Origin of the sequence: Hanstruepera flava (assembly GCF_023634025.1) — a bacterium.
GTDB classification, from domain to species: Bacteria; Bacteroidota; Bacteroidia; order Flavobacteriales; family Flavobacteriaceae; genus Hanstruepera; species Hanstruepera flava.
This window is the reverse complement of sequence record NZ_JALJCW010000001.1, coordinates 1,555,004-1,574,765: the sequence shown is the minus strand read 5'-3', so window position 1 is coordinate 1,574,765 and position 19,762 is coordinate 1,555,004. Positions and strand designations below refer to the sequence as shown.

General features: G+C 34.0%; 18 protein-coding genes. 14 read left to right on the top strand and 4 right to left on the bottom strand.

The annotated features are described in order from the left end of the window. Positions 1–68: 68 nt before the first annotated feature. The 3 genes from MTX13_RS07360 to MTX13_RS07350 all read right to left on the bottom strand — a co-directional run bounded on the left by MTX13_RS07360 (position 69) and on the right by MTX13_RS07350 (position 6,390). Positions 69–2,168: a M13 family metallopeptidase gene (locus MTX13_RS07360; protein WP_250433830.1), complete on the bottom strand. Its 2,100-nt coding sequence runs from the start codon at positions 2,166–2,168 to the stop codon at positions 69–71. Positions 2,169–2,312: 144 nt separating this feature from the next. Further along, complete coding sequence (locus MTX13_RS07355; protein WP_250433829.1) at positions 2,313–5,720, bottom strand: T9SS type A sorting domain-containing protein; 3,408 nt, start codon at positions 5,718–5,720, stop codon at positions 2,313–2,315. Between the two features lie 157 nt (positions 5,721–5,877). After that, positions 5,878–6,390 carry a hypothetical protein gene (locus MTX13_RS07350; RefSeq protein ID WP_250433828.1) on the bottom strand — a complete coding sequence of 171 codons (513 nt, stop codon included), beginning with the start codon at positions 6,388–6,390 and terminating at the stop codon, positions 5,878–5,880. Positions 6,391–6,543: 153 nt separating this feature from the next. Between MTX13_RS07350 and MTX13_RS07345 the strand changes: the two genes are divergently transcribed. Both MTX13_RS07345 and MTX13_RS07340 read left to right on the top strand, forming a co-directional pair. Continuing rightward, on the top strand, positions 6,544–7,503 hold the full coding sequence (locus tag MTX13_RS07345; RefSeq protein ID WP_250433827.1) for an NAD-dependent epimerase/dehydratase family protein: 960 nt from the start codon (positions 6,544–6,546) through the stop codon (positions 7,501–7,503). Between the two features lie 111 nt (positions 7,504–7,614). Beyond that, a complete protein-coding gene (locus tag MTX13_RS07340) occupies positions 7,615–8,217 on the top strand; it encodes a hypothetical protein (protein ID WP_250433826.1) in 603 nt (200 codons plus the stop codon). Positions 8,218–8,254: 37 nt separating this feature from the next. Here MTX13_RS07340 and MTX13_RS07335 read toward each other — a convergent pair whose 3' ends face one another. Beyond that, positions 8,255–9,505 (bottom strand): NAD(P)/FAD-dependent oxidoreductase, encoded by a 1,251-nt coding sequence (locus MTX13_RS07335; RefSeq protein WP_250433825.1) that lies wholly within the window; start codon positions 9,503–9,505, stop codon positions 8,255–8,257. A gap of 94 nt (positions 9,506–9,599) precedes the next feature. Between MTX13_RS07335 and MTX13_RS07330 the strand changes: the two genes are divergently transcribed. Genes MTX13_RS07330 through MTX13_RS07275 form a run of 12 tightly spaced genes read left to right on the top strand, consistent with a single transcriptional unit; the run spans position 9,600 to position 19,760 of the window. Continuing rightward, complete coding sequence (locus MTX13_RS07330; RefSeq protein ID WP_250433824.1) at positions 9,600–11,120, top strand: HAL/PAL/TAL family ammonia-lyase; 1,521 nt, start codon at positions 9,600–9,602, stop codon at positions 11,118–11,120. A gap of 12 nt (positions 11,121–11,132) precedes the next feature. Then, a complete protein-coding gene (locus MTX13_RS07325; protein ID WP_250433823.1) occupies positions 11,133–12,260 on the top strand; it encodes a WG repeat-containing protein in 1,128 nt (375 codons plus the stop codon). A gap of 26 nt (positions 12,261–12,286) precedes the next feature. Continuing rightward, the gene (gene fabG / locus MTX13_RS07320; RefSeq protein WP_250433822.1) at positions 12,287–13,018 is read left to right on the top strand and encodes a 3-oxoacyl-ACP reductase FabG; all 732 of its coding nucleotides are present in this window, start codon (positions 12,287–12,289) and stop codon (positions 13,016–13,018) included. A 4-nt stretch (positions 13,019–13,022) separates the two neighbouring features. Then, complete coding sequence (locus tag MTX13_RS07315) at positions 13,023–14,255, top strand: beta-ketoacyl-[acyl-carrier-protein] synthase family protein (protein WP_250433820.1); 1,233 nt, start codon at positions 13,023–13,025, stop codon at positions 14,253–14,255. Further along, positions 14,248–14,490: an acyl carrier protein gene (locus MTX13_RS07310; RefSeq protein WP_223032175.1), complete on the top strand. Its 243-nt coding sequence runs from the start codon at positions 14,248–14,250 to the stop codon at positions 14,488–14,490. The genes MTX13_RS07315 and MTX13_RS07310 overlap by 8 nt, the downstream gene beginning before the upstream one ends. Before the next feature lie 18 nt (positions 14,491–14,508). Further along, positions 14,509–15,390, top strand: coding sequence for an LpxL/LpxP family acyltransferase (locus MTX13_RS07305; RefSeq protein ID WP_250433819.1), 882 nt, complete (start codon positions 14,509–14,511; stop codon positions 15,388–15,390). A gap of 11 nt (positions 15,391–15,401) precedes the next feature. After that, positions 15,402–16,325 (top strand): dialkylrecorsinol condensing enzyme DarA, encoded by a 924-nt coding sequence (locus MTX13_RS07300; protein ID WP_250433818.1) that lies wholly within the window; start codon positions 15,402–15,404, stop codon positions 16,323–16,325. Between the two features lie 10 nt (positions 16,326–16,335). Beyond that, a complete protein-coding gene (locus tag MTX13_RS07295; protein ID WP_250433817.1) occupies positions 16,336–17,469 on the top strand; it encodes a beta-ketoacyl-ACP synthase III in 1,134 nt (377 codons plus the stop codon). A 1-nt stretch (position 17,470) separates the two neighbouring features. Beyond that, entirely contained in the window at positions 17,471–17,902 is a 432-nt protein-coding gene (locus MTX13_RS07290; RefSeq protein WP_250433816.1) for a hypothetical protein, read from the top strand. Then, positions 17,902–18,354 (top strand): ABC transporter permease, encoded by a 453-nt coding sequence (locus tag MTX13_RS07285; protein ID WP_250433815.1) that lies wholly within the window; start codon positions 17,902–17,904, stop codon positions 18,352–18,354. Before MTX13_RS07290 ends, MTX13_RS07285 begins: the two co-directional genes overlap by 1 nt. A 7-nt stretch (positions 18,355–18,361) precedes the next feature. After that, the gene (locus tag MTX13_RS07280) at positions 18,362–18,772 is read left to right on the top strand and encodes a hypothetical protein (RefSeq protein ID WP_250433814.1); all 411 of its coding nucleotides are present in this window, start codon (positions 18,362–18,364) and stop codon (positions 18,770–18,772) included. Continuing rightward, positions 18,762–19,760, top strand: a complete 999-nt coding sequence (locus MTX13_RS07275; protein WP_250433813.1) for a BtrH N-terminal domain-containing protein — start codon at positions 18,762–18,764, stop codon at positions 19,758–19,760. The genes MTX13_RS07280 and MTX13_RS07275 overlap by 11 nt, the downstream gene beginning before the upstream one ends. Positions 19,761–19,762: the final 2 nt, after the last annotated feature.

Sequence of the window (19,762 nt, the reverse complement as noted above, 5' to 3'; positions counted from 1 at the left end):
AAAGACTTTTAAATAATAAAAAAAAGCAGCTTTAAAAGCTGCTTTTTTTATTGTAAAGAAATCACAATTTACCAAATTCGTACGCGCTTCTCTGGAGCAATATACATGCTATCGCCTTCTTTAATATCAAAGGCCTCATAAAACGCATCAACATTTAAAAGTGGCTGCACTGCTCTATTCATTCCTGGCGAGTGTGGGTCGGTTTTAATTCGAGTCTTCAAGGCATCGTCACGCATTTTAATACGCCAAACAGTTGCCCAGCTCATAAAGAAACGTTGCTCTGGTGTTAAACCATCAATATTCTCTGGCCTACCATTTTTTTCAAAGCTCATTTGCAAGGCATCATAAGCTGCTAAAACACCACCTAAATCACCAATATTTTCTCCTAAAGTAAATTTACCGTTAATGTTTACATCTGGTAATACTTCAATAGCACTATATTGGTCTGCCAACGCAGCTCCTAAAGCCTCAAATTGCTCTAAATCCTCATCGGTCCACCAGTTATTCAAATTTCCATCTTTATCATAACGTGCTCCAGAATCATCAAAACTATGCGATATTTCATGACCAATAACCGCTCCTATTCCACCGTAATTTACGGCGTCGTCTGCTTTATAATTGTAAAATGGTGGCTGTAAAATAGCTGCTGGAAAAACAATTTCGTTAAAAGCAGGATTGAAATAAGCATTCACAACTTGTGGTGCCATGTACCATTCGCTTTTATCTACTGGTTTTCCTAATTTATCTAAATCCTTTTTAAAGTTCCACTCTCTGGCATTCATATTGTTTTGTAGATATGAACCACCTTCTTCAACACTTTTTATTTCTAATGCCGAATAGTCTTTCCACTTATCTGGATAGGCTATTTTAATTTTTGTCGCTCTTAATTTTTCAATGGCTTTAGCTTTGGTTTCTTCGCTCATCCAATCCAGATTATTAATACGATGTTCGAAAGCTAAAATCACATTTTTAATCATGTTTTCTGCTTTTACCTTCGCTTCAGGCGGGAACATTTTGTCCACGTATAATTTACCTAAAGCCTCACCAATTGTACCATTTAATGCTGCCAAAGCACGCTCGTCTCTTGCACGTTGCTTTTTGGCACCATTCAAATCACGGCCATAAAACTCCCAATTGGCCTTTTCTATATCGGTACTTAAAAATCCTGCTGAACCTCTAAAACCGTTCCAGCGCAAATAAGCTTTCCAATCGGATACATTGTTTTCAGCAAGGATAGTTTGCAGCGTCTTAAAGTAATTGATATCACCTATAATAACCGTATCGATTTCTTTTACGCCAATACCGTTAAAAAACTTGTTCCAATCTACAGCCGGAACCATATCTTGAACTTGCTCAATAGATCTTGGGTTATAACGCTTACGCGCATCACGACGATCTACTTTATCCATTTTAGCTTCTGCAATTCGAGTTTCAAAAGCTAATATTTGTTCTGCTTCTTGTTTTGCACTCGTTTCATCTTCACCTAAAAACTGCAACATACGTGTAATATGATCGACATACATTTTGCGCTTTTCTTTAGAGTCTTCATCATCTTTTATATAATAATCTCTATCTGGCAAACCTGTACTACCACCTCCTAAATAACCAACATTCCTGTTACTATCTTTAGGGTCTGCTCCAACTCCAAAACCATAAAGGCCTCCACCTCCAACGGGTTCCATTTCTATCATATAATTTTGAAGGTCTTCAATATTCTGGATGGCTTCAATTTTGGCTAAATAAGGTTTAATTGGGTCCAAACCTTGTTCGTTTCTGCCAACAGTATCCATTATGGTTTGGTAGTAGTGTACTGCTTTTTCTTGATCTGAACCTGGTAAGATTTGAATTTTCTCGAGGTCTTTGTTGTCAGACATTGCTGACTCAAGAATACTTAATGCGTCGGCATCTGTTTTTTTGCGTAACTCGGCAAAGCTTCCCCAAGATGTTCTATCGTCTGGAATTTCATTGGTTTCCAACCATTTTCCGTTTACGTATTTAAAGAAGTCTTCGCTAGGCTTTACTGAAGTATCTACATAATCCATGTTAATTCCTGGAATAGCCTCTTCTTCAACAATAGCTGTTTCTTCTTTAGCATCATTTTTACAAGCTACCAAGCCCAAAAAGACTACAGCACTTAAAAATGACATGTTTTTTAAATTAGTTCTCATAAGTTTGTGTTTAATTTTCGAACCCTAATTTACTATTATTTAGGTCTTGAAAACCATGTTTTATAGCAGATTAACAAAACATTAAGATAAAAAAAGCGTCTTCTGAATTAGAAGACGCTTATGAGCAAATATAAAAGTATATTTTTAATTCAAAATAAGCTTTTTAGTTACTGTTGCTTTGTTAGACGTTAGTCTCAAGAAATAAACGCCGGAAGCATAATTACTCATGTCTAAAGCATAGCTGTCCCCTGATGGATTTATATTTCTATTTTGCATAATGCGTTGCCCTGAAATATTATACACTTCAAAATCAAACGTATTAGCTTGTTTCATTTTAATATTAAATACGCTACTTGATGGGTTTGGATAAATGCTGAATGCATCTGCAGAAAACTCATCTGTACTTAACGTACCGCGAACCACAAAATCATCTACTATAGCACCTTCTTCAACAACAGCAGCATCAGAATGGAACACAATTCTAAACATAATATTAGACTCATTTGTAAAGTTGGTTAAACTATAAACATACTCCTGCATTTGGAAACTTATTCCTGTCCATTGTGCTCCAGGACAGTTAAAACATGTATTGTTCTCTCCGGCTGTAGTATCGCTATTGTACCAATTTGGATCGTTTGCCGACCCTAAAAGATTCCAAGATATTCCTGAATCGGTTGAATACTCAACATAAACAATATCCCAATCTTCTTCCAATTCGTAAGCCATATAAAATGATAATTCTGGGCTAGATATATTGGTTAAATCGTAACAGTTGGAAATTAAATAGCTTTTAATACCATTGTCATGGTCGCCAGATAAGTTAGTGCCATATACTTTAGTTCCTGAATTTGTGGAACTTAAAAACCGGCCTGTTGGCACACCTTTTTCCCAGTATTGTCCCGAGGTGCCTTCATCGATTACCAATAATTGTTCTTCAGGTGTTTCAAATTCGTTTACTTGATTAGGTGTACCCAATTCATTGGCATAAATTAAAAACTGTTCTGAATTGTTGTTTAATTCATAAGCGTCATTTACAACAGTAGTACTTACATAAAAATCATGTGAACCACTACTTACTGTAAATTCTGGGATGTCAATTAGTTGGGTATTTCCTGGAACAATAGTCCCTGTCCAATCAAAACTTGTTGGTGTGTTATCAACAAAATAAGTAACCGAAACGGTATTAATGGTATTTTGCCCATTGTTTTCAACATTTACTTGAGCCATAATTGAACTATCACAACTTACAGATGATGTTAATCCTGTAACCTCAAGCAACTTCACATCGTCTGATGGGATTTCAACTGGAATTGGTGATTGCCAAATTCCACGACCATAGGTAGATGCTGTAATGGTATCATCAAACACATTGATTTCGAGATCAGTAACTGTAACATTAGGCAGATTGTTATTAAACAATTCCCAATCTCCAGAAGTGTCGTCATAACGATAAACTCCTAAACTTGTAGCTAAATACAAAGGGTTTTGAGAATGTAAATTTTGATGTTTAATACAATTCTTTGTTACGCTTGGTAAGCTACCTGTAATATTAGCGAAATTATTTCCACCATCTATCGATTTATAAACACGACCTGTAGATGTACCACTAGTGGTAACATAAACAATACTGCTATCATTTGTATTAACCTCAATTGACGTAATATTTGAAGAAAACGTTTCAACATTAGTAAAACTCAACCCTCTATTGGTGCTTTTACGCAGTGTATTATTAGTAGCCACATATATATTGTCTGGGTTTAAATCGTCTATTTCCAGCTGATCAATATTAGTCCCTAAACTTGATGAGACTGCCTGCCAACTTGAACCGTTTAACTTATATAGACTTGAAAAACCAGCATATAATTCACTATTACTGTTCATAACCAATGGTGTAACCCAATTCCCTTGCTCGCCACTTGGTGAACTAACTTGACTACTTAATTCACCACCAGCAGAAGTTGAAATATTTAACGAGCCTCCAAATTGGGTGAATCCGTAATAGGCATTTGAATCATTAGGGTCTATTGCTGTATCCATTCCGTCTGCACCATAGTAATTCTGCCATTGATTATTGTTAAAAGCATGACCACCATTATCTTGTAAACCTCCTACCATTTTATCTGATGATTGTTTTGAAACAGCAATTTTATAAAACTGACTAATTTGCATACCAGCGGTTAAATCAGAAAAACTGGCAGCGGAGTCTGTAGATTTATAGAATCCACCATCTGACCCAACAAATAGATTTCCATTATAAAAACGCAGTAAATGAATATCGGCATGAGTATAAGTTGAAGTAAATGGCGCATTCCAGTTATTAATTTTAGTAAAGGTTAATCCGCTATTACCTGTTTTCCAAACATTTAATACCCCAACATAAACTTCATCTTCATCAATATCAGATACAGCTAGAGCCATGTCATACCAAGCTTGTGTGCTCTCAAAAATATCGCCAACAGTACCTTGACTGGCAACAACAGTAAAATCTGCCCCCTCGTTAGAAGATTTATATAAGCCTTGAAAACCCCAAGAGTTATTCGCAGCTAAAAGATAAACCACAGCTGGATTGTCCGGTGTTATGTCAATAACCATTCTAGCAGAAGAAGTAGGTAGACCATGGCCTATAATAACATTAAAGGTATCTCCTCCATTAGTTGATTTGTAAAAACGATTAGTTGTTACCGCATAAATAATGTTAGGATTCGTTGGATGAATTTTTATGTCCTTAATATTTAAATTAGCTGTTCCATTAGAATTTGACCAAGTTGTCCCAGCATTAGTCGTTTTGTAAACACCACCACTTGTAGCAACCCATAATATATTTGAGTTAGTAGGATGAATATAAATATCGTTCATTGAACCTGGTGTGTTAACAGGGCTCAATCCTGTTGTATTCCATGTCATTCCACCATCAGTAGATTTCATAACACCAACACAAGAAGAATCTCCTGCATCATCATCACCAGTAGCAATATAAATAGTATTAGAATCATTATAATCTACAGCAATTCCAGATACACCTATTTGAGGTAGAGCATCTGTTGTTGTGCTCCATGTTGTTCCAGCATCTGTTGATTTCCACAAACCACCTGCTGGTGCACCACTATAGTAAGTGTTAGGGTTGTTGGGATCTACAATTATGGAGTTAACACGACCTTGACCAGATGACCACGATCCAGTATTGGTATGAGTAAAGGGGCCAACAGGTTGCCAATCACTTTCGTCAACAATTCTTCTGTTTTGGTTTTCATTCTGAAAATCTTGCCATGTATTCCACAACGCTTCTTCTGTTGGCAATACACCATTTTCATCTACAAAATTTTTCCAATAATTTTCCCAACGTTTAAAAGGTTTAAACCCACTGCCTTTTACATTGGGATCTCTAGTTTCCCAATACGTATTAAAAGCATCAACAATTTCTTGAAAAGTAACAGGGTTAGAGTTTCGCCTTTGCTCCACATTTAAATCTTTCATCCAAGGTGCATCTTGATTGAATTGGGCAAAAGTTATACTAAATGATAGCGCAAAAATTAGAAGTAGTGTCTTTTTCATTTTTAATTTTTTTAACTGAAGCAAGCCTTAAAAACTAAAAATGAAAATTTAGGACTTGATTCAAAATAAATTTGGTTTCCAAAAATAGCACAAATTGATATAAATAACAGCAGATAATCGTAAAAAAATGCTTTTAAACTTGCTAATTATTAAATGTTTACTGCGGTCTTTGGATATTTTGCGATTCTTTTTCCAGCTTTTTGTTCATTTGTAGATTAAAATTAGAAAAGGCAACCAGAACTTCTTTTATAGCATAAAGCACATTTTCTTTGTTGGCATTTGAAAGGTTAACATTGCTTTCTAATTTAAAAATTTTAGTTTCCAGAGCTATAATTCTAGCCATAACATGAGGAGAATTTACTTTTTCTGGAATAGTGGATTTTAACTCTTGAATTAAGGCAACAACAATTTCATTATTATCCCTTAAAAAGGTTAAGTTCCCTTCTTTAATATCAACTATTACTTTTTGAAGCTCATTGTATTTTTCCCAACCGCTAATAGCACGTTCTACTTTGGCATCTATTACAAACTCCGTATAATTCAAAGATTGGACATCGTCTTTAGAAACAACTTCAACTGTTGAGCTTAATGAAGTTTCTTCAACACTATCACTTTTAGAATCTTGGCATGAACAAAGTAGTATTATAATTAGAAAAGAAATAAATCGCATAAAAACTTAAATTTTCAATACAAATATATTGTATTAAGAGCTTTCATTTTAGAATAATAACAATACTTTAATTTTTGGTTCTTTTTTTACGTTAAAATTAGGGAAACATCATGAAAATCTTATTATTTTTGAAGTCCCTTTAATATTCAATTAATGAATCCGAAAATTTTAATCATTGGAGCTTGTGGTCAAATAGGTTCTGAATTAACCACAAAATTACGACATATCTATGGCGACAATCAAGTGGTTGCAAGCGATATAAGCTATAATAATTTAGATATTGTTAATTCTGGTTTATTCGAAATTTTAGATGCCCAAGACTATGCCAGCCTTAAAATATGTATTGAAAAATACGAAATCAATACCGTTTATTTAATGGCTGCCATGTTAAGTGCAACAGGAGAAAAATATCCAATGAAAGCGTGGGATTTAAACATGAATTCATTATTTCATGTTTTAAACTTGGCAAAAGAAGGATTTATTAAAAAAGTATTCTGGCCGTCAAGTATAGCCGTTTTCGGCCCAACCACTCCAAAGGTTAATACACCACAATATACTGTTATGGAACCCTCAACAGTTTATGGCATAACTAAACAAGTAGGCGAGCGTTGGTGTGAATATTATTTTAACAAGTATAATGTTGATGTAAGAAGCATTCGTTATCCAGGTATTATTAGCCACAAGACACTTCCTGGTGGTGGCACAACAGATTATGCTGTTGATATTTATCATAAAGCCCTTTCTGATGGCCATTATGAATGTTTTTTAACTGAAGAAACTGAACTCCCTATGATGTTTATGGATGATGCCATAAAAGCAACAGTGGACATTATGCAAGCACCTACTGAATCTATTAAAATTAGATCGGCTTACAATCTAGCTGCTATTAGTTTTACACCTAGAGAAGTTGCTGAATCTATTAAAAAACAGCTCTCAGATTTCACAATTTCCTACGCTCCTGATTTTCGTCAAGATATTGCAGATTCGTGGCCTAAAAGTATAGACGATAATGAAGCCAGAAAACACTGGAATTGGAGCCATGAATTCGACTTGGATGCCATTACCAATGAAATGTTAACTAATCTGGAAAAGAAAACACTTCAGAATTCTTAAGGCTAATTAGTTATTACCTGTTTTCCATTATTTTAAAAATACGTAGTTCGTCGTATATATTTAAAACTAAAGTTATTTTATATTGCAGTGCTTAATCAAATAACTATTATCATGAAAAACATTTTTTTTATTACAGTATTACTCGTTACTACATCACTAGCAGCCCAAAAATCTAAAGTCACTAAAGGTGACTGGATGGATTTAAAAGGTATAACAGAATACACTCTTGAATTTGACTATTCAGATTTAGAAATTCCAAAATATGATTCTGAAGAAGCCTTTTTAGAAGATAAAATGGCTGACAGAAATGAAAAAGAACCTGGTTCAGGTGAGAAATTCAAAGCCTCTTGGTTTTCAGATAGAGAAGAGTATTATGAGCCAAGATTTATAGAAACATTTAACGACAGGTATAAAGATGGTGCTGTAAAAGTTGACAGAGATTTAGGAAGTGCTGAATATACTATGAGAATTCACACAACATTTATTTATCCTGGTTATAATGTAGGTGTAGTTAGAAAGAATTCTAAAATTGAGGTTACTATAGATGTGTTTAAAAACGATAGCCCTGACGACATTATTTTTTCGGTAGATTATACTAAAGTAGAAGGCGCTGGAAATGGTGGTTACGATTTTAACTCTGGACAGCGTATTGCAGATGCCTACATTATTTTAGCACGAAAAGTAGTGAAAGATATGTATAAAAACACGAAATAAGACCTTTTATTTAGTGTCTTTATAAAGAAAGCGAGTACTAAACAGACTCGCTTTTTTCTTGCTCCATGTTGATGATATGTGCCATAGTTTTAACTAAACGGTCATGTTTAGTAACAAAAGGATTTGTTTTATCCCATACATAGCCTGCTAAAACGGCACAAATTTGTCTTTTAACTTCTGGGTTTTCTGGTCTATGAAAAAATAATGTTTGCAAATTACCTGTGTACCATTCCTTTACATAAGTTGCAAAAACATCAACTCCATATTTAATATAATTAGTATAGTCCTCCTCCCAATCTACTGTTTCTCCATTAAGCTGTTTTGATATTAATTTTGATGCTTGTAAAGCAGATTCTGTTGCAAAAGTAACACCTGACGAAAACACAGGATCTAAAAATTCAGCACTATTCCCAGTTAAAGCAAAACCTTTACCATAGAATTGCTTTACCGCAGAAGAATAATTTCTAATACTCTTTGGTTCGAATAAAAAAGGGGCGTCTTTAAAACGTTCGTGGTAATAATCAGATTCTTTAAGCATAGCTTTCAAACGCTCTTCTGTTGTGCCCTCAAAAGAGTCTATAAATTCATTTTTACCAACAAATCCAATACTTGTATCGCCATTAGAAAATGGTATAACCCATAACCAAGTGTCTTTACTCAATACATCAAAAGTAATAAGTGTACCTTCCTCACCTTCTGGCCTATTGATATCTTTTACATGACCAAAAATAGATGAATGCTCTGGAATTGTTGATGGCTTGTCTAAATCTAACAATCGAGGTAGAACACGTCCCCAACCACTAGAATCAACAATAAACTTTGCATGAATATTATAGCTATTTCCATGTTCGTCTTTCACTTCAGTTTTTGAATTTCCAGTTTCATCAAAATCAACAGCAACTACCTCATGTTCAAACGAAATATCTACACCTTTTCTAATTAATTCTTCAACTAATAAATTGTCAAAATCAGCTCTTGGAACTTGCCACGTCCAATCCCAACCTTTGGTATGTTTTTTACTAAAGTCGAAATTACATACAATATCATCTCTTAAAAAACGTGCACCTCTTTTAATTTCAAATCCACCGGCTTTCAGCGCACTTAATAAACCAACTTCTTCAAAATGGTCCATGCATCTTGGCAACAGACTTTCACCAATAACAAAACGTGGAAATTTACTTTTTTCAACTACTTTAATATCTAACCCTTTGTTATGCAAATAGGCTGAAGCAACAGAACCTGAAGGACCAGCTCCTATTATTAAAACATCTGTATTTACATCCTGCATAGTATAGTAGTATAAATTGATTTATTATTATAAATTTGCAATCGGAAATAACTGAATGAGTTTCAGTTGTTCAAATATAATACTAAAAACATACATGTTAAAATTTAAGGGCAAATTAGGAATAGAGGATTTTTACAAAGTAATTTTTGAAAACCAATCTATTCAAATTGAGGATGAAATTATTGAGCGTGTCAATAAAAGTTTTAACTTTCTTAAAGAATTTTCTGAAAACAAAGTTATATATGGTGTCAATACTGGGTTTGGCCCAATGGCACAATACAAAATTAAGGATTCAGAACGTATTCAACTTCAGTATAATTTAATACGAAGTCATGCCTCTGGAACTGGCAATCCAATTGACCCTATTTACGTTAAAGCAGCCATGCTTGCGCGATTAAACACCTTGTCATTAGGTCATTCAGGAGTGCATTCTTCAGTTATTAAATTAATGGCTGAACTTATTAATAGAGATATTACTCCGCTTATTTATGAACATGGTGGTGTTGGTGCTAGTGGTGATTTGGTACAATTAGCGCATTTAGCTTTGGTTTTAATTGGCGAGGGTGAGGTATTTTACAAGGGAGAAAGGCTAGAAACTAAAACCGTATTTGAAAAAGAAGGTTTAAAACCTATTTCTGTTGAGTTACGTGAAGGTTTAGCGTTGATGAACGGTACATCTGTAATGACAGGTATTGGTATTGTAAATGCTATTTATTCAAGACGTTTGTTAAATTGGATGACAGCTAGTTCGGCTTCTATTAATGAAATCGTAAAAGCTTATGATGACCATTTATCTTATGAGTTAAATCAATCCAAAAAACATTTAGGTCAGCGTGCTATTGCAGAAAGTATGAGAGAACATTTAAAAGACAGCTCATTAACCAGGAAACGTGAGCATCATTTATATTCTAACAACGATAATGTTTCAGTGTTTGAAGATAAAGTTCAAGAATATTATTCATTACGATGTGTGCCTCAAATTCTAGGTCCAGTATTAGATACTTTAAATAATATTGAAAGAATTTTAATTGAAGAAGTAAATTCAGCTAACGATAATCCTATAGTAGATGTGGATAAAAAGCATGTCTATCATGGTGGAAATTTCCATGGCGATTATGTTTCACTTGAAATGGATAAATTAAAGACTATAGTTACAAAATTAAGTATGCTTTCTGAAAGACAACTTAACTACTTACTCAATGCGCGTTTGAATGACATGTTACCTCCTTTCGTTAATTTAGGTAAATTAGGTTTGAATTTTGGAATGCAAGGTGTACAGTTTACGGCTACTTCTACAACAGCAGAAAATCAAATGCTGTCTAACCCAATGTACATACACAGTATCCCAAATAACAACGACAATCAAGACATTGTAAGTATGGGAACCAATGCCGCCTTAATTACCAAAAAAGTAATTGAAAACGCTTTTGAAGTACTAGCGATAGAGCTCATAACAATAGTACAAGCCATTGAACATCTTGAAGTTCAAGATCAAGTATCTTCAAAAACTAAAAAGATGTATAATGAAATTAGAAATATAGTTCCTATATTTACTGAAGATGTAGTTATGTATCCTTATGTCAATAAGGTTAAAGACTACATAATTAACCATTAAATGCTATTAATCATGAAAACAAAATGTCTGTTACTAATATGTTTAGTTACGGTAATAACTAGCTTTGCCCAAGAATTAGCTCTTGCTAATGCAGATGGAAAGTTTGGTTACATCAACTCAACTGGAAAATGGGAAATCGAACCACAATTTAAAGTCGCTAAAAACTTTTCGGGTGATTTGGCTGAAGCCATGAACGATAATAAAAAATGGGGCTATATCAACCGTAAAGGTGAGTGGGTAATTGAACCTCAATTTGATAAAACAAAAGAATTTAATTCTGGAATAGCACTTGTACATAACAATAAAAACTGGGGCTATATTAACACTAACGGAGAACCTATTCTTACCAACATATCATCAGATAAACTTTATGACTTTGAAAACGGCTACGCTATTTATAGAAAAGATGATGGTGTAGGGTTTATAGACACTAACGGCAAAGTAGTTGTAGAGCCTAAATTTAAAAAAGTTTTCAATTTTGAAAATGGATATGCCAAAGTACTTGAAGGAGAAAAATGGGGATTAATAGATGCTTCAGGAAATTATTTTGTTAAAACAGAATATGACGGTGTAAGCAACTATTATAATGGTAATGTTGTTGCCAATAAAGGTGAGTCTTATGGCTTAATTATAAATGGTGAGTTTAAAGAAATACCTGGAGCTGAAAAAATCTGGGATTTTTCTGTAAACGGCACCAATACTTATGCAAAAAAGAATGATAAAATAGGTTTTATAGATAACAAAGGCAATTGGATTGTTGAACCGCAGTACGATAAAGCAAGGGCTTTTATTAACGGTTTAGCTCCCGTTTTAAAAGGTAAAGAATGGGGCTATATAAATGCTTCTGGAGAAGTTGTTATTCCATTTCAATATCGTGACGCAGAAATATTTAGTGAAGATGGTTTAGCACCAGTTAAAGTCTCTAAACTTTGGGGTTTTATAAACGATAAGGGCGAAATGGTTATTGAAGACAAATACGATATTACAGCTGGTGGGTTTTCAATCTTTCAAAAAAATAATCAAAAAGGGTTTTATAATGGTTTAGCTCGTGTAAAAGACAAGAAGTCTTGGGTTTATATCAATACAAAAGGTGAAGTTCTCAATAATATGACTTTTGAAAATTTAGAACTTTTTAAATAACCCGTAATCAAAAATTACTTTTTTACATGAAATGCGCACTAGTAACTGGTGGATCTAGAGGAATTGGCAAGGCAATATGCGAACAGTTAGCAAAAGATACAGATTATCATATTTTAATTAATTATAATTCAAACGAGCAGGCCGCTTTAGACACTCTTAAAAATGTTGAAGCCCATGGTAATTCTGCTGAAATTATTAAATTCAACGTTTCAAATTCTGACGAGGTAAATTCGGCCTTAAACACCTGGCAAGAAAACAACAAAGATGCTGTAGTTGAAGCGATAATTAATAATGCCGGAATTACTAAAGATGGTTTGTTTATGTGGATGCCACAACAAGATTGGCAAGATGTCATAAATACTTCGTTAAACGGATTCTACAACGTTACCAATAATCTCATTCAAAAAATGTTACGTAACCGCTACGGAAGGATAGTTAATATTGCTTCTGTTTCGGGCGTTAAGGGAACAGCAGGACAAACCAATTATTCAGCTGCAAAAGGCGCATTGGTTGCAGCCACAAAAGCACTTGCGCAAGAAGTTGCCAAACGAAAAATAACTGTAAACGCTGTTGCTCCTGGTTTTATAAAATCGGATATGACAGCTGAATTAGATGAAGCTGAACTTAAAAACCTAATCCCAATTAATAGGTTTGGAGAGCCTGAAGAGGTTGCTCATGCCGTTTCGTTTTTAGTTTCAAAAAAAGCTTCTTATATTACTGGAGAGGTTATTAATATTAATGGAGGAATCTACTCTTAACTCAATGAATAGGGTTGTTATTACAGGAATGGGAATTTACTCGTGCATAGGTAAGAACCTCGCCGAAGTAAAGGAATCATTATATCAAGGTAAATCTGGTATTGTTATAGACAAAGAACGTATAGATTTTGGGTATCGTTCACCATTAACCGGTATGGTAGAGCCACTTAATTTAAAATCAATGCTTTCTAGAAGAGAAAGAATAAGTTTAGGACAAGAGGGTGAGTACGCTTATGTTGCTACAATTGAAGCATTAGAAAATGCTAAAATTTCACAAGAATTTCTAGATGCTAATGAGGTGGGTATTCTCTATGGCAATGATAGTACCGCACAATCTGTTGTTGATTCAGTTGATATTATTAAAGCCAAAAAAGATACAACACTTGTAGGTTCAGGTGGTGTTTTTAAAAGTATGAATTCATCGGTTACCATGAATTTATCCACCATTTTTAGACTTAAAGGTGTAAATTTTACTATAAGTGCTGCCTGTGCTAGCGGTTCTCATGCTATTGGTATGGGGTATTACCTTATAAAAAGTGGCTTACAAGATTGCATTATTTGCGGAGGAGCTCAAGAAATCAATCCCGTATCAATGGGCAGTTTTGATGGTCTAGGTGTATTTTCAACACACACTGAAAACCCGAAAGAAGCTTCCAGGCCTTTTGATATGAATAGAGATGGTTTAGTGCCTAGTGGTGGAGCGGCCAGTTTAGTTTTAGAATCTTATGAAAGTGCCATAAAGAGAGGTGCACCTATTTTAGGCGAGATTGTTGGTTATGGGTTTTCATCAAATGGTGAGCATATTTCAACACCAAATGTAGATGGTCCTACAAGAGCTATGAAAATGGCACTCAAACAAGCGCAAATAAGCCCTTCAGACGTTCAATATGTCAATGCCCATGCCACATCAACTCCAGTTGGAGATGCTAATGAGGCAAAAGCAATTTTTGAAGTATTTGGAAAAAACGGCCCTTATGTGAGCTCAACAAAATCTATGACAGGTCATGAGTGTTGGATGGCTGGTGCTAGCGAGGTAATCTACTCTATGCTCATGATGCAGCATGATTTTATTGCGCCTAACATTAATTTAGAGAATCCAGATGAAGATTCATCGAAATTAAATTTAGTTAGTAAAACAATAGATAAAAAAATTGATGTATTTTTGTCCAATTCGTTTGGATTTGGCGGAACAAATTCGGCGTTAATAATCAAAAAACAATCTGATGGTAATGGATAAAGAGGTTATTATTGAAAAAATAAACGACTTTCTTATTGATGAGTTTGAAGTTGAAGAAGAGAATATTGCTCCCGAAGCAAATTTGAAAGAAGCCCTTGAACTTGACAGTTTAGACTTTGTTGATTTAGTTGTTGCTGTAGAATCAAATTTCGGAGTAAAATTGGTTGGCGAGGACTTTGTTAATGTAAATACACTTCAAGATTTTTACAACCTTATCGAAAATAAATTAAGCTAAAAAGAGCACTAAATATGTATGGCTGCTGAATGGCAAGGAAAATCTAGAGGAACTGTTCTAGGATACAAGATTTTTGTATTTTCCATGAAGCATTTAGGTTTAAGAGCCGTATATTTTATCCTGTATTTTGTTGCCGCTTATTTCTGTTTTTTTTCTAAAAATAGTTCTAAATCAATCTACTATTATTTCCGGCATCGCTTACAATATTCCAAATTCAAAAGCCTTGTAAGTATTTACAGAAGTTATTATATTTTCGGACAAACCATACTAGATAAAATTGCCATCAATTCTGGTTTAAGTCATAAATTCACTTATGTTTCTTATGTTTCCAATTTAATAAATGAAGCCCTTAAAGAAAATAAAGGCGGCATTTTAATAAGTGCTCATGTTGGAAACTTTGAAGTGTCTGAATATTTCTTGAGCAATTTAGAAGTAAACACATCTGTTAGCATACTTACAACAGATGTGGAACATACAGCTATAAAAGAATATTTAGATAGTGTAAAGGAAAAATCTAGAGTTAACCTCATAATAATAAAAGAAGACTTATCTCATATTTTTGAAATAAATGCAGCGTTAGCACGAAACGAAATTGTTTGCATTACAGGAGATCGCTATGTTAAAGGATCTAAATATTTAACAGAAGAATTATTAGGAAAGACTGCTAAATTTCCTGCTGGCCCTTTTATGTTGGCCTCTAGACTTAAAGCACCTGTTATGTTTGTCTACGCTATGAAAGAAAACAATAGGCACTACCAATTATACGCCAGAAAATCGGAAGCTAAACATAGGGACGCACAAGCCTTATTAAAAGAATATACTGAAAGTGTTACATGGATGTTAGAAAAATATCCTTTACAGTGGTTTAATTATTTTGATTTTTGGGACGACTTAAAATAAGTTTTTAGAAGATGAAAGAAGTTTTAATTATTCATTACTCGCAATCCGGGCAATTAACTGAGATCTTAAACAATATAACCTCTCCTTTAAACGCTAAAGAAGTTAATATAACCCATTTAGAAATTGAAATGGAAAACCCCTTTCCATTTCCTTGGCCTAAAGCTGAATTTTACGGTGCCTTTCCAAAAACGTTTAAACAGGAAGCTCAAAAAATTAAGCCCATTCCAGAAAACATATTAAATAAAAAATACGATTTAATTATTTTCGGATACACCATATGGTACTTAACACCATCGTTACCCACAACATCTTTTCTAAAAACTCCAGAAGCCAAACAACTACTTAATAACACTTCTGTAATAACTGTTATTGGCTGTAGAAATATGTGGATAATGGCCCAAGAAAAAATGAAACGCCAACTTAAAGAGTTAGGAGCCAATTTAGTTGGCAATATTGCTTTGGTAGACAGACACATAAACCATATAAGTGTGATAACCATAGCACAGTGGATGTTCTCCGGAAAAAAGAAACGCTTTTTAGGCATTTTTCCAAAACCAGGAGTATCTCAAAAAGACATTAATGATTCTACTAAATTCGGGAATATTATTGCTAAACATTTGCACAGTAATGACTACCAAACACTTCAAAATGAGCTTTTAAAAGAAGGCGCTGTTAAAATAAAGCCTTTTTTAATTACTGTTGACAAAAGAGCTAATGTCATTTTCTCAAAATGGGCCCATTTAATCACCACTAAAAGTGAGGAAAACTCATCAAAAAGGGCTTTTTTAGTTAAAATGTTTAAATATTACCTATTATTTGCCATTTGGCTTATTGCTCCTATAGTTTTTATCTTATTTTTGTTGACTTATTTACCTTTGTATCGTCAAATACAAAAAGATAAAGTATATTACGCATCTGTTGCATTAAAAGAGTAGGCATTTTAAAATGAAGGAAGTTTATATTACTAAAATATCAAAATTTTTACCTAATCGTCCCATTAGTAATGATGAGATGGAAGAAAAGTTAGGTGTAATTAATGGGAAATCTTCAAAAGGGCGTCGTATTGTTTTGCGTAACAATCAAATAAAAACACGGTACTATGCTATTGATGATGATGGAAATATAACTCACAACAATGCGCAACTTACAAAAGAAGCAATTGCAAATTTATGCGAAGGTACTTTAGAGCCTTCAGAAATAGAACTATTGTCCTGCGGAACATCTAGTCCAGACCAAATATTACCATCGCATGCAGCAATGGTTCATGGGTTTCTTAAAAATGGAAACACAGAAATTAATTCGCCTTCTGGCGCATGCTGTTCTGGAATGAATGCTTTAAAATTTGGATATCTTTCTGTCAAGTCTGAACAAACAAAAAATGCTGTTTGTACTGGTTCTGAACGCACCTCTTCATGGATGAAATCTGATACTTTTGAAGAGGAACTAAAATATCTTGAAACATTAGAAGAAAACCCTATCCTGGCTTTTAATAAGGATTTTCTGCGTTGGATGCTTTCTGATGGTGCTGGGGCTTTTCTATTGGAAAGTGAGCCAAAAGGCAAGCAGCCTCTTAAAATTGAATGGATGGAAGGCTACTCTTACGCACACGAATTAGAAGCTTGTATGTATGCTGGTGCTGATAAGTTGGAAAATGGTTTTTTAAAACCTTGGAGCGAATATCCATCTGATCAATGGAGTAAAAAATCACTATTCGCCATGAAACAAGATGTAAAACTTTTGGGCGAAAACATCCTTAAAAAAGGTGTGGATAGTTTAAAACAAGCCTTAAACAAACACCATCTTAAGAGTACAGATATTGATTATTACCTACCTCATATTTCTTCAAATTTCTTTAAAGAAAAGCTCTATCAAGAAATGGTAGACCAAGGAACCGAAATTCCTTGGGAAAATTGGTTTATGAACTTAAGTAAAGTTGGTAATGTTGGAGCCGCTTCAATTTATATCATGTTAGACGAACTTGTTGATTCAGGTAAGTTGAAAAAAGGCGATAAAATATTGTTATCTGTTCCAGAAAGTGCTCGTTTTGCATATGCCTATGCACTTTTAACTGTTTGTTAAAATGGCATCACAAGTGTTTCCTATAAACGATATTTCTAATTTAATCCCACAAAAATCGCCGTTTGTAATGGTCGATTCATTATTGGATTTTTCTGGCAATTCCGTGGTGTCTTCCTTTAAAATATTAGAAAACAATCTGTTTGTAGAAAATGATTATTTGCTTGAACCTGGCTTAATAGAAAATATGGCGCAAACAGTAGCGTTACATACAGGCTATGATTTTTTTGTAAAAGGAGAAGTTCCCCCAACAGGTTACATTGGATCGATTAAAAAAGTTGAAATTTTCAACCTCCCTTTTTTAAACGACACTATAACAACTAAAGCTAACATCCTACACGAATTTAATGGTGTAACAATGGTTTCAATTCAGGTTTTTGATTCTGATGATAAAGAAATTGCCTCTGGAGAAATGAAAACCGTTATAGCTAATTAATGAATTTATCGTATCTAGATATTACCCGTTTTTTACCTCACAGACCGCCCTTTTTAATGGTCGACAACGTATTATCTATAGATAACGAACATGTTTCAACATCATTTAAGATTGAAACCGATTGTATTTTCAACGACAATGGTTTTTTTAACGAAGCCGGTTTAGTGGAAAATGCCGCTCAAACCTGTTCTTCTATTGTTGGAAAAAGTTATTTTAAAGAAGATGACTTTGAAGGGAAAGGCATTAAACTAATTGGTTTTATTAGTGCGATAAAAAAAGTAACCGTTTTTAGTTGCCCTAAAGTTGGAAGTACCATCATTACAAATGCCAAATTAAAATCTAGGTTTGATACCGATGAATATAGTATTTGCACTATAAATTGCTCAATAACTTCAGACGATAAAGAATTATTATCTTGTGAATTAAATTTGGTGATACAGGAACTCAAATAAATTCAGCATGAAAAAAGACGAAGTCCCTCAAGATAAAAGTAATTTAGAATCCGCTAATTTTAAGGAATTATGTTATGCTGTTGATGAAAATGGCGAGTACACAACTGTTAACAGCTCGGGTTGGGATCCTAAAACCATAGCTTTAAATAAGGCTATTGAAGAAATTAAAGAACGTGTGGAAAATGCCAAACAACGCGTTTTAAACAATAAAACAAGTCCTATTGAATACTATATGGAATTTCACAAAATGGACCTCCCAATTTTAGCAAGCTATGTTGGGCTATGGAAATGGCGAGTAAAAAGACATTTTAAACCTAGTGTCTTCAACAAATTATCAAATAAAACACTTGAAAAGTATGCTGATGTATTTGACATTAGTATTGAACAACTAAAAAACATAGAGCTTCATGCAGATTAATTTTACACACCACCAATCAGCTCATTGCGAAAACGGTGTGATTTCCAATTTAATGAAACACCATGGCTTTAATGTTAGCGAGCCTATGGCATTTGGCATTGGTTCAGGTCTTTTGTTTTGTTATATCCCGTTCTTAATGGTAAACCATGCACCTGCTTTTACATACAGAGCATTGCCTGGAATTATATTCAAGCGTTTTGCTAAACGTGTTGGTATAAAAATTAAACGCGAAAAATTTAAAAATCCACAGCTAGCAAAAGCACGACTAGATGAGAATTTAAAAAACAATAATCCGGTAGGTTTACAAGTAGGAGTCTATAATTTAGTTTATTTTCCAGATGAGTATCGTTTCCATTTTAATGCCCATAATTTAGTTGTTTATGGAAAAGAGGGCGACACCTATTTAATTAGTGACCCTGTTATGGAAACCGTAACCACCTTAACAGATAAGCAACTAGAAAAAGTACGTTTTGCTAAAGGCGCATTTGCGCCTAAAGGTCATATTTACTACCCTATTGATTTTCCCAAAGAATTAAACCTGGAAAAAGCGATAATAAAAGGAATAAAGCACACATGTCGAGATATGTTAGCTCCTATGCCGGTTTTAGGTGTAAAAGGAATACGTCATACAGCTAAACTCATAAGAAAATGGCCCAAGAAAAAAGGTATTAAAAAAGCCAATCATTATTTAGGGCAAATAGTTAGGATGCAAGAAGAGATTGGTACAGGTGGTGGAGGCTTCAGATATATTTTTGCTGCCTTTTTACAAGAGTCAAGTAAGGTTTTAAGCAAACCCGAACTATCTGAACTATCAAAAGAAATGACCGATATTGGAGATCTATGGCGTGATTTTGCTGTTGATGCCTCTAGAATTTATAAAAACCGGAGTGCTAAAGACGATGCCTACAACAATGTTGCCTCGCAACTTGAAGTTATTGCAGATAAAGAAGAGGTGTTCTTTAAAAAACTAAAGAAAGCTATAAAATAAGA

Coding starts and splice junctions, on each gene's coding strand:
- MTX13_RS07360 (WP_250433830.1), bottom strand. CDS start 2,168: ATGAGAACTAATTTAAAAAACATGTCATTTTTAAGTGCTGTAGTCTTT.
- MTX13_RS07355 (WP_250433829.1), bottom strand. CDS start 5,720: ATGAAAAAGACACTACTTCTAATTTTTGCGCTATCATTTAGTATAACT.
- MTX13_RS07350 (WP_250433828.1), bottom strand. CDS start 6,390: ATGCGATTTATTTCTTTTCTAATTATAATACTACTTTGTTCATGCCAA.
- MTX13_RS07345 (WP_250433827.1), top strand. CDS start 6,544: ATGAATCCGAAAATTTTAATCATTGGAGCTTGTGGTCAAATAGGTTCT.
- MTX13_RS07340 (WP_250433826.1), top strand. CDS start 7,615: ATGAAAAACATTTTTTTTATTACAGTATTACTCGTTACTACATCACTA.
- MTX13_RS07335 (WP_250433825.1), bottom strand. CDS start 9,505: ATGCAGGATGTAAATACAGATGTTTTAATAATAGGAGCTGGTCCTTCA.
- MTX13_RS07330 (WP_250433824.1), top strand. CDS start 9,600: ATGTTAAAATTTAAGGGCAAATTAGGAATAGAGGATTTTTACAAAGTA.
- MTX13_RS07325 (WP_250433823.1), top strand. CDS start 11,133: ATGAAAACAAAATGTCTGTTACTAATATGTTTAGTTACGGTAATAACT.
- fabG (WP_250433822.1), top strand. CDS start 12,287: ATGAAATGCGCACTAGTAACTGGTGGATCTAGAGGAATTGGCAAGGCA.
- MTX13_RS07315 (WP_250433820.1), top strand. CDS start 13,023: ATGAATAGGGTTGTTATTACAGGAATGGGAATTTACTCGTGCATAGGT.
- MTX13_RS07310 (WP_223032175.1), top strand. CDS start 14,248: ATGGATAAAGAGGTTATTATTGAAAAAATAAACGACTTTCTTATTGAT.
- MTX13_RS07305 (WP_250433819.1), top strand. CDS start 14,509: ATGGCTGCTGAATGGCAAGGAAAATCTAGAGGAACTGTTCTAGGATAC.
- MTX13_RS07300 (WP_250433818.1), top strand. CDS start 15,402: ATGAAAGAAGTTTTAATTATTCATTACTCGCAATCCGGGCAATTAACT.
- MTX13_RS07295 (WP_250433817.1), top strand. CDS start 16,336: ATGAAGGAAGTTTATATTACTAAAATATCAAAATTTTTACCTAATCGT.
- MTX13_RS07290 (WP_250433816.1), top strand. CDS start 17,471: ATGGCATCACAAGTGTTTCCTATAAACGATATTTCTAATTTAATCCCA.
- MTX13_RS07285 (WP_250433815.1), top strand. CDS start 17,902: ATGAATTTATCGTATCTAGATATTACCCGTTTTTTACCTCACAGACCG.
- MTX13_RS07280 (WP_250433814.1), top strand. CDS start 18,362: ATGAAAAAAGACGAAGTCCCTCAAGATAAAAGTAATTTAGAATCCGCT.
- MTX13_RS07275 (WP_250433813.1), top strand. CDS start 18,762: ATGCAGATTAATTTTACACACCACCAATCAGCTCATTGCGAAAACGGT.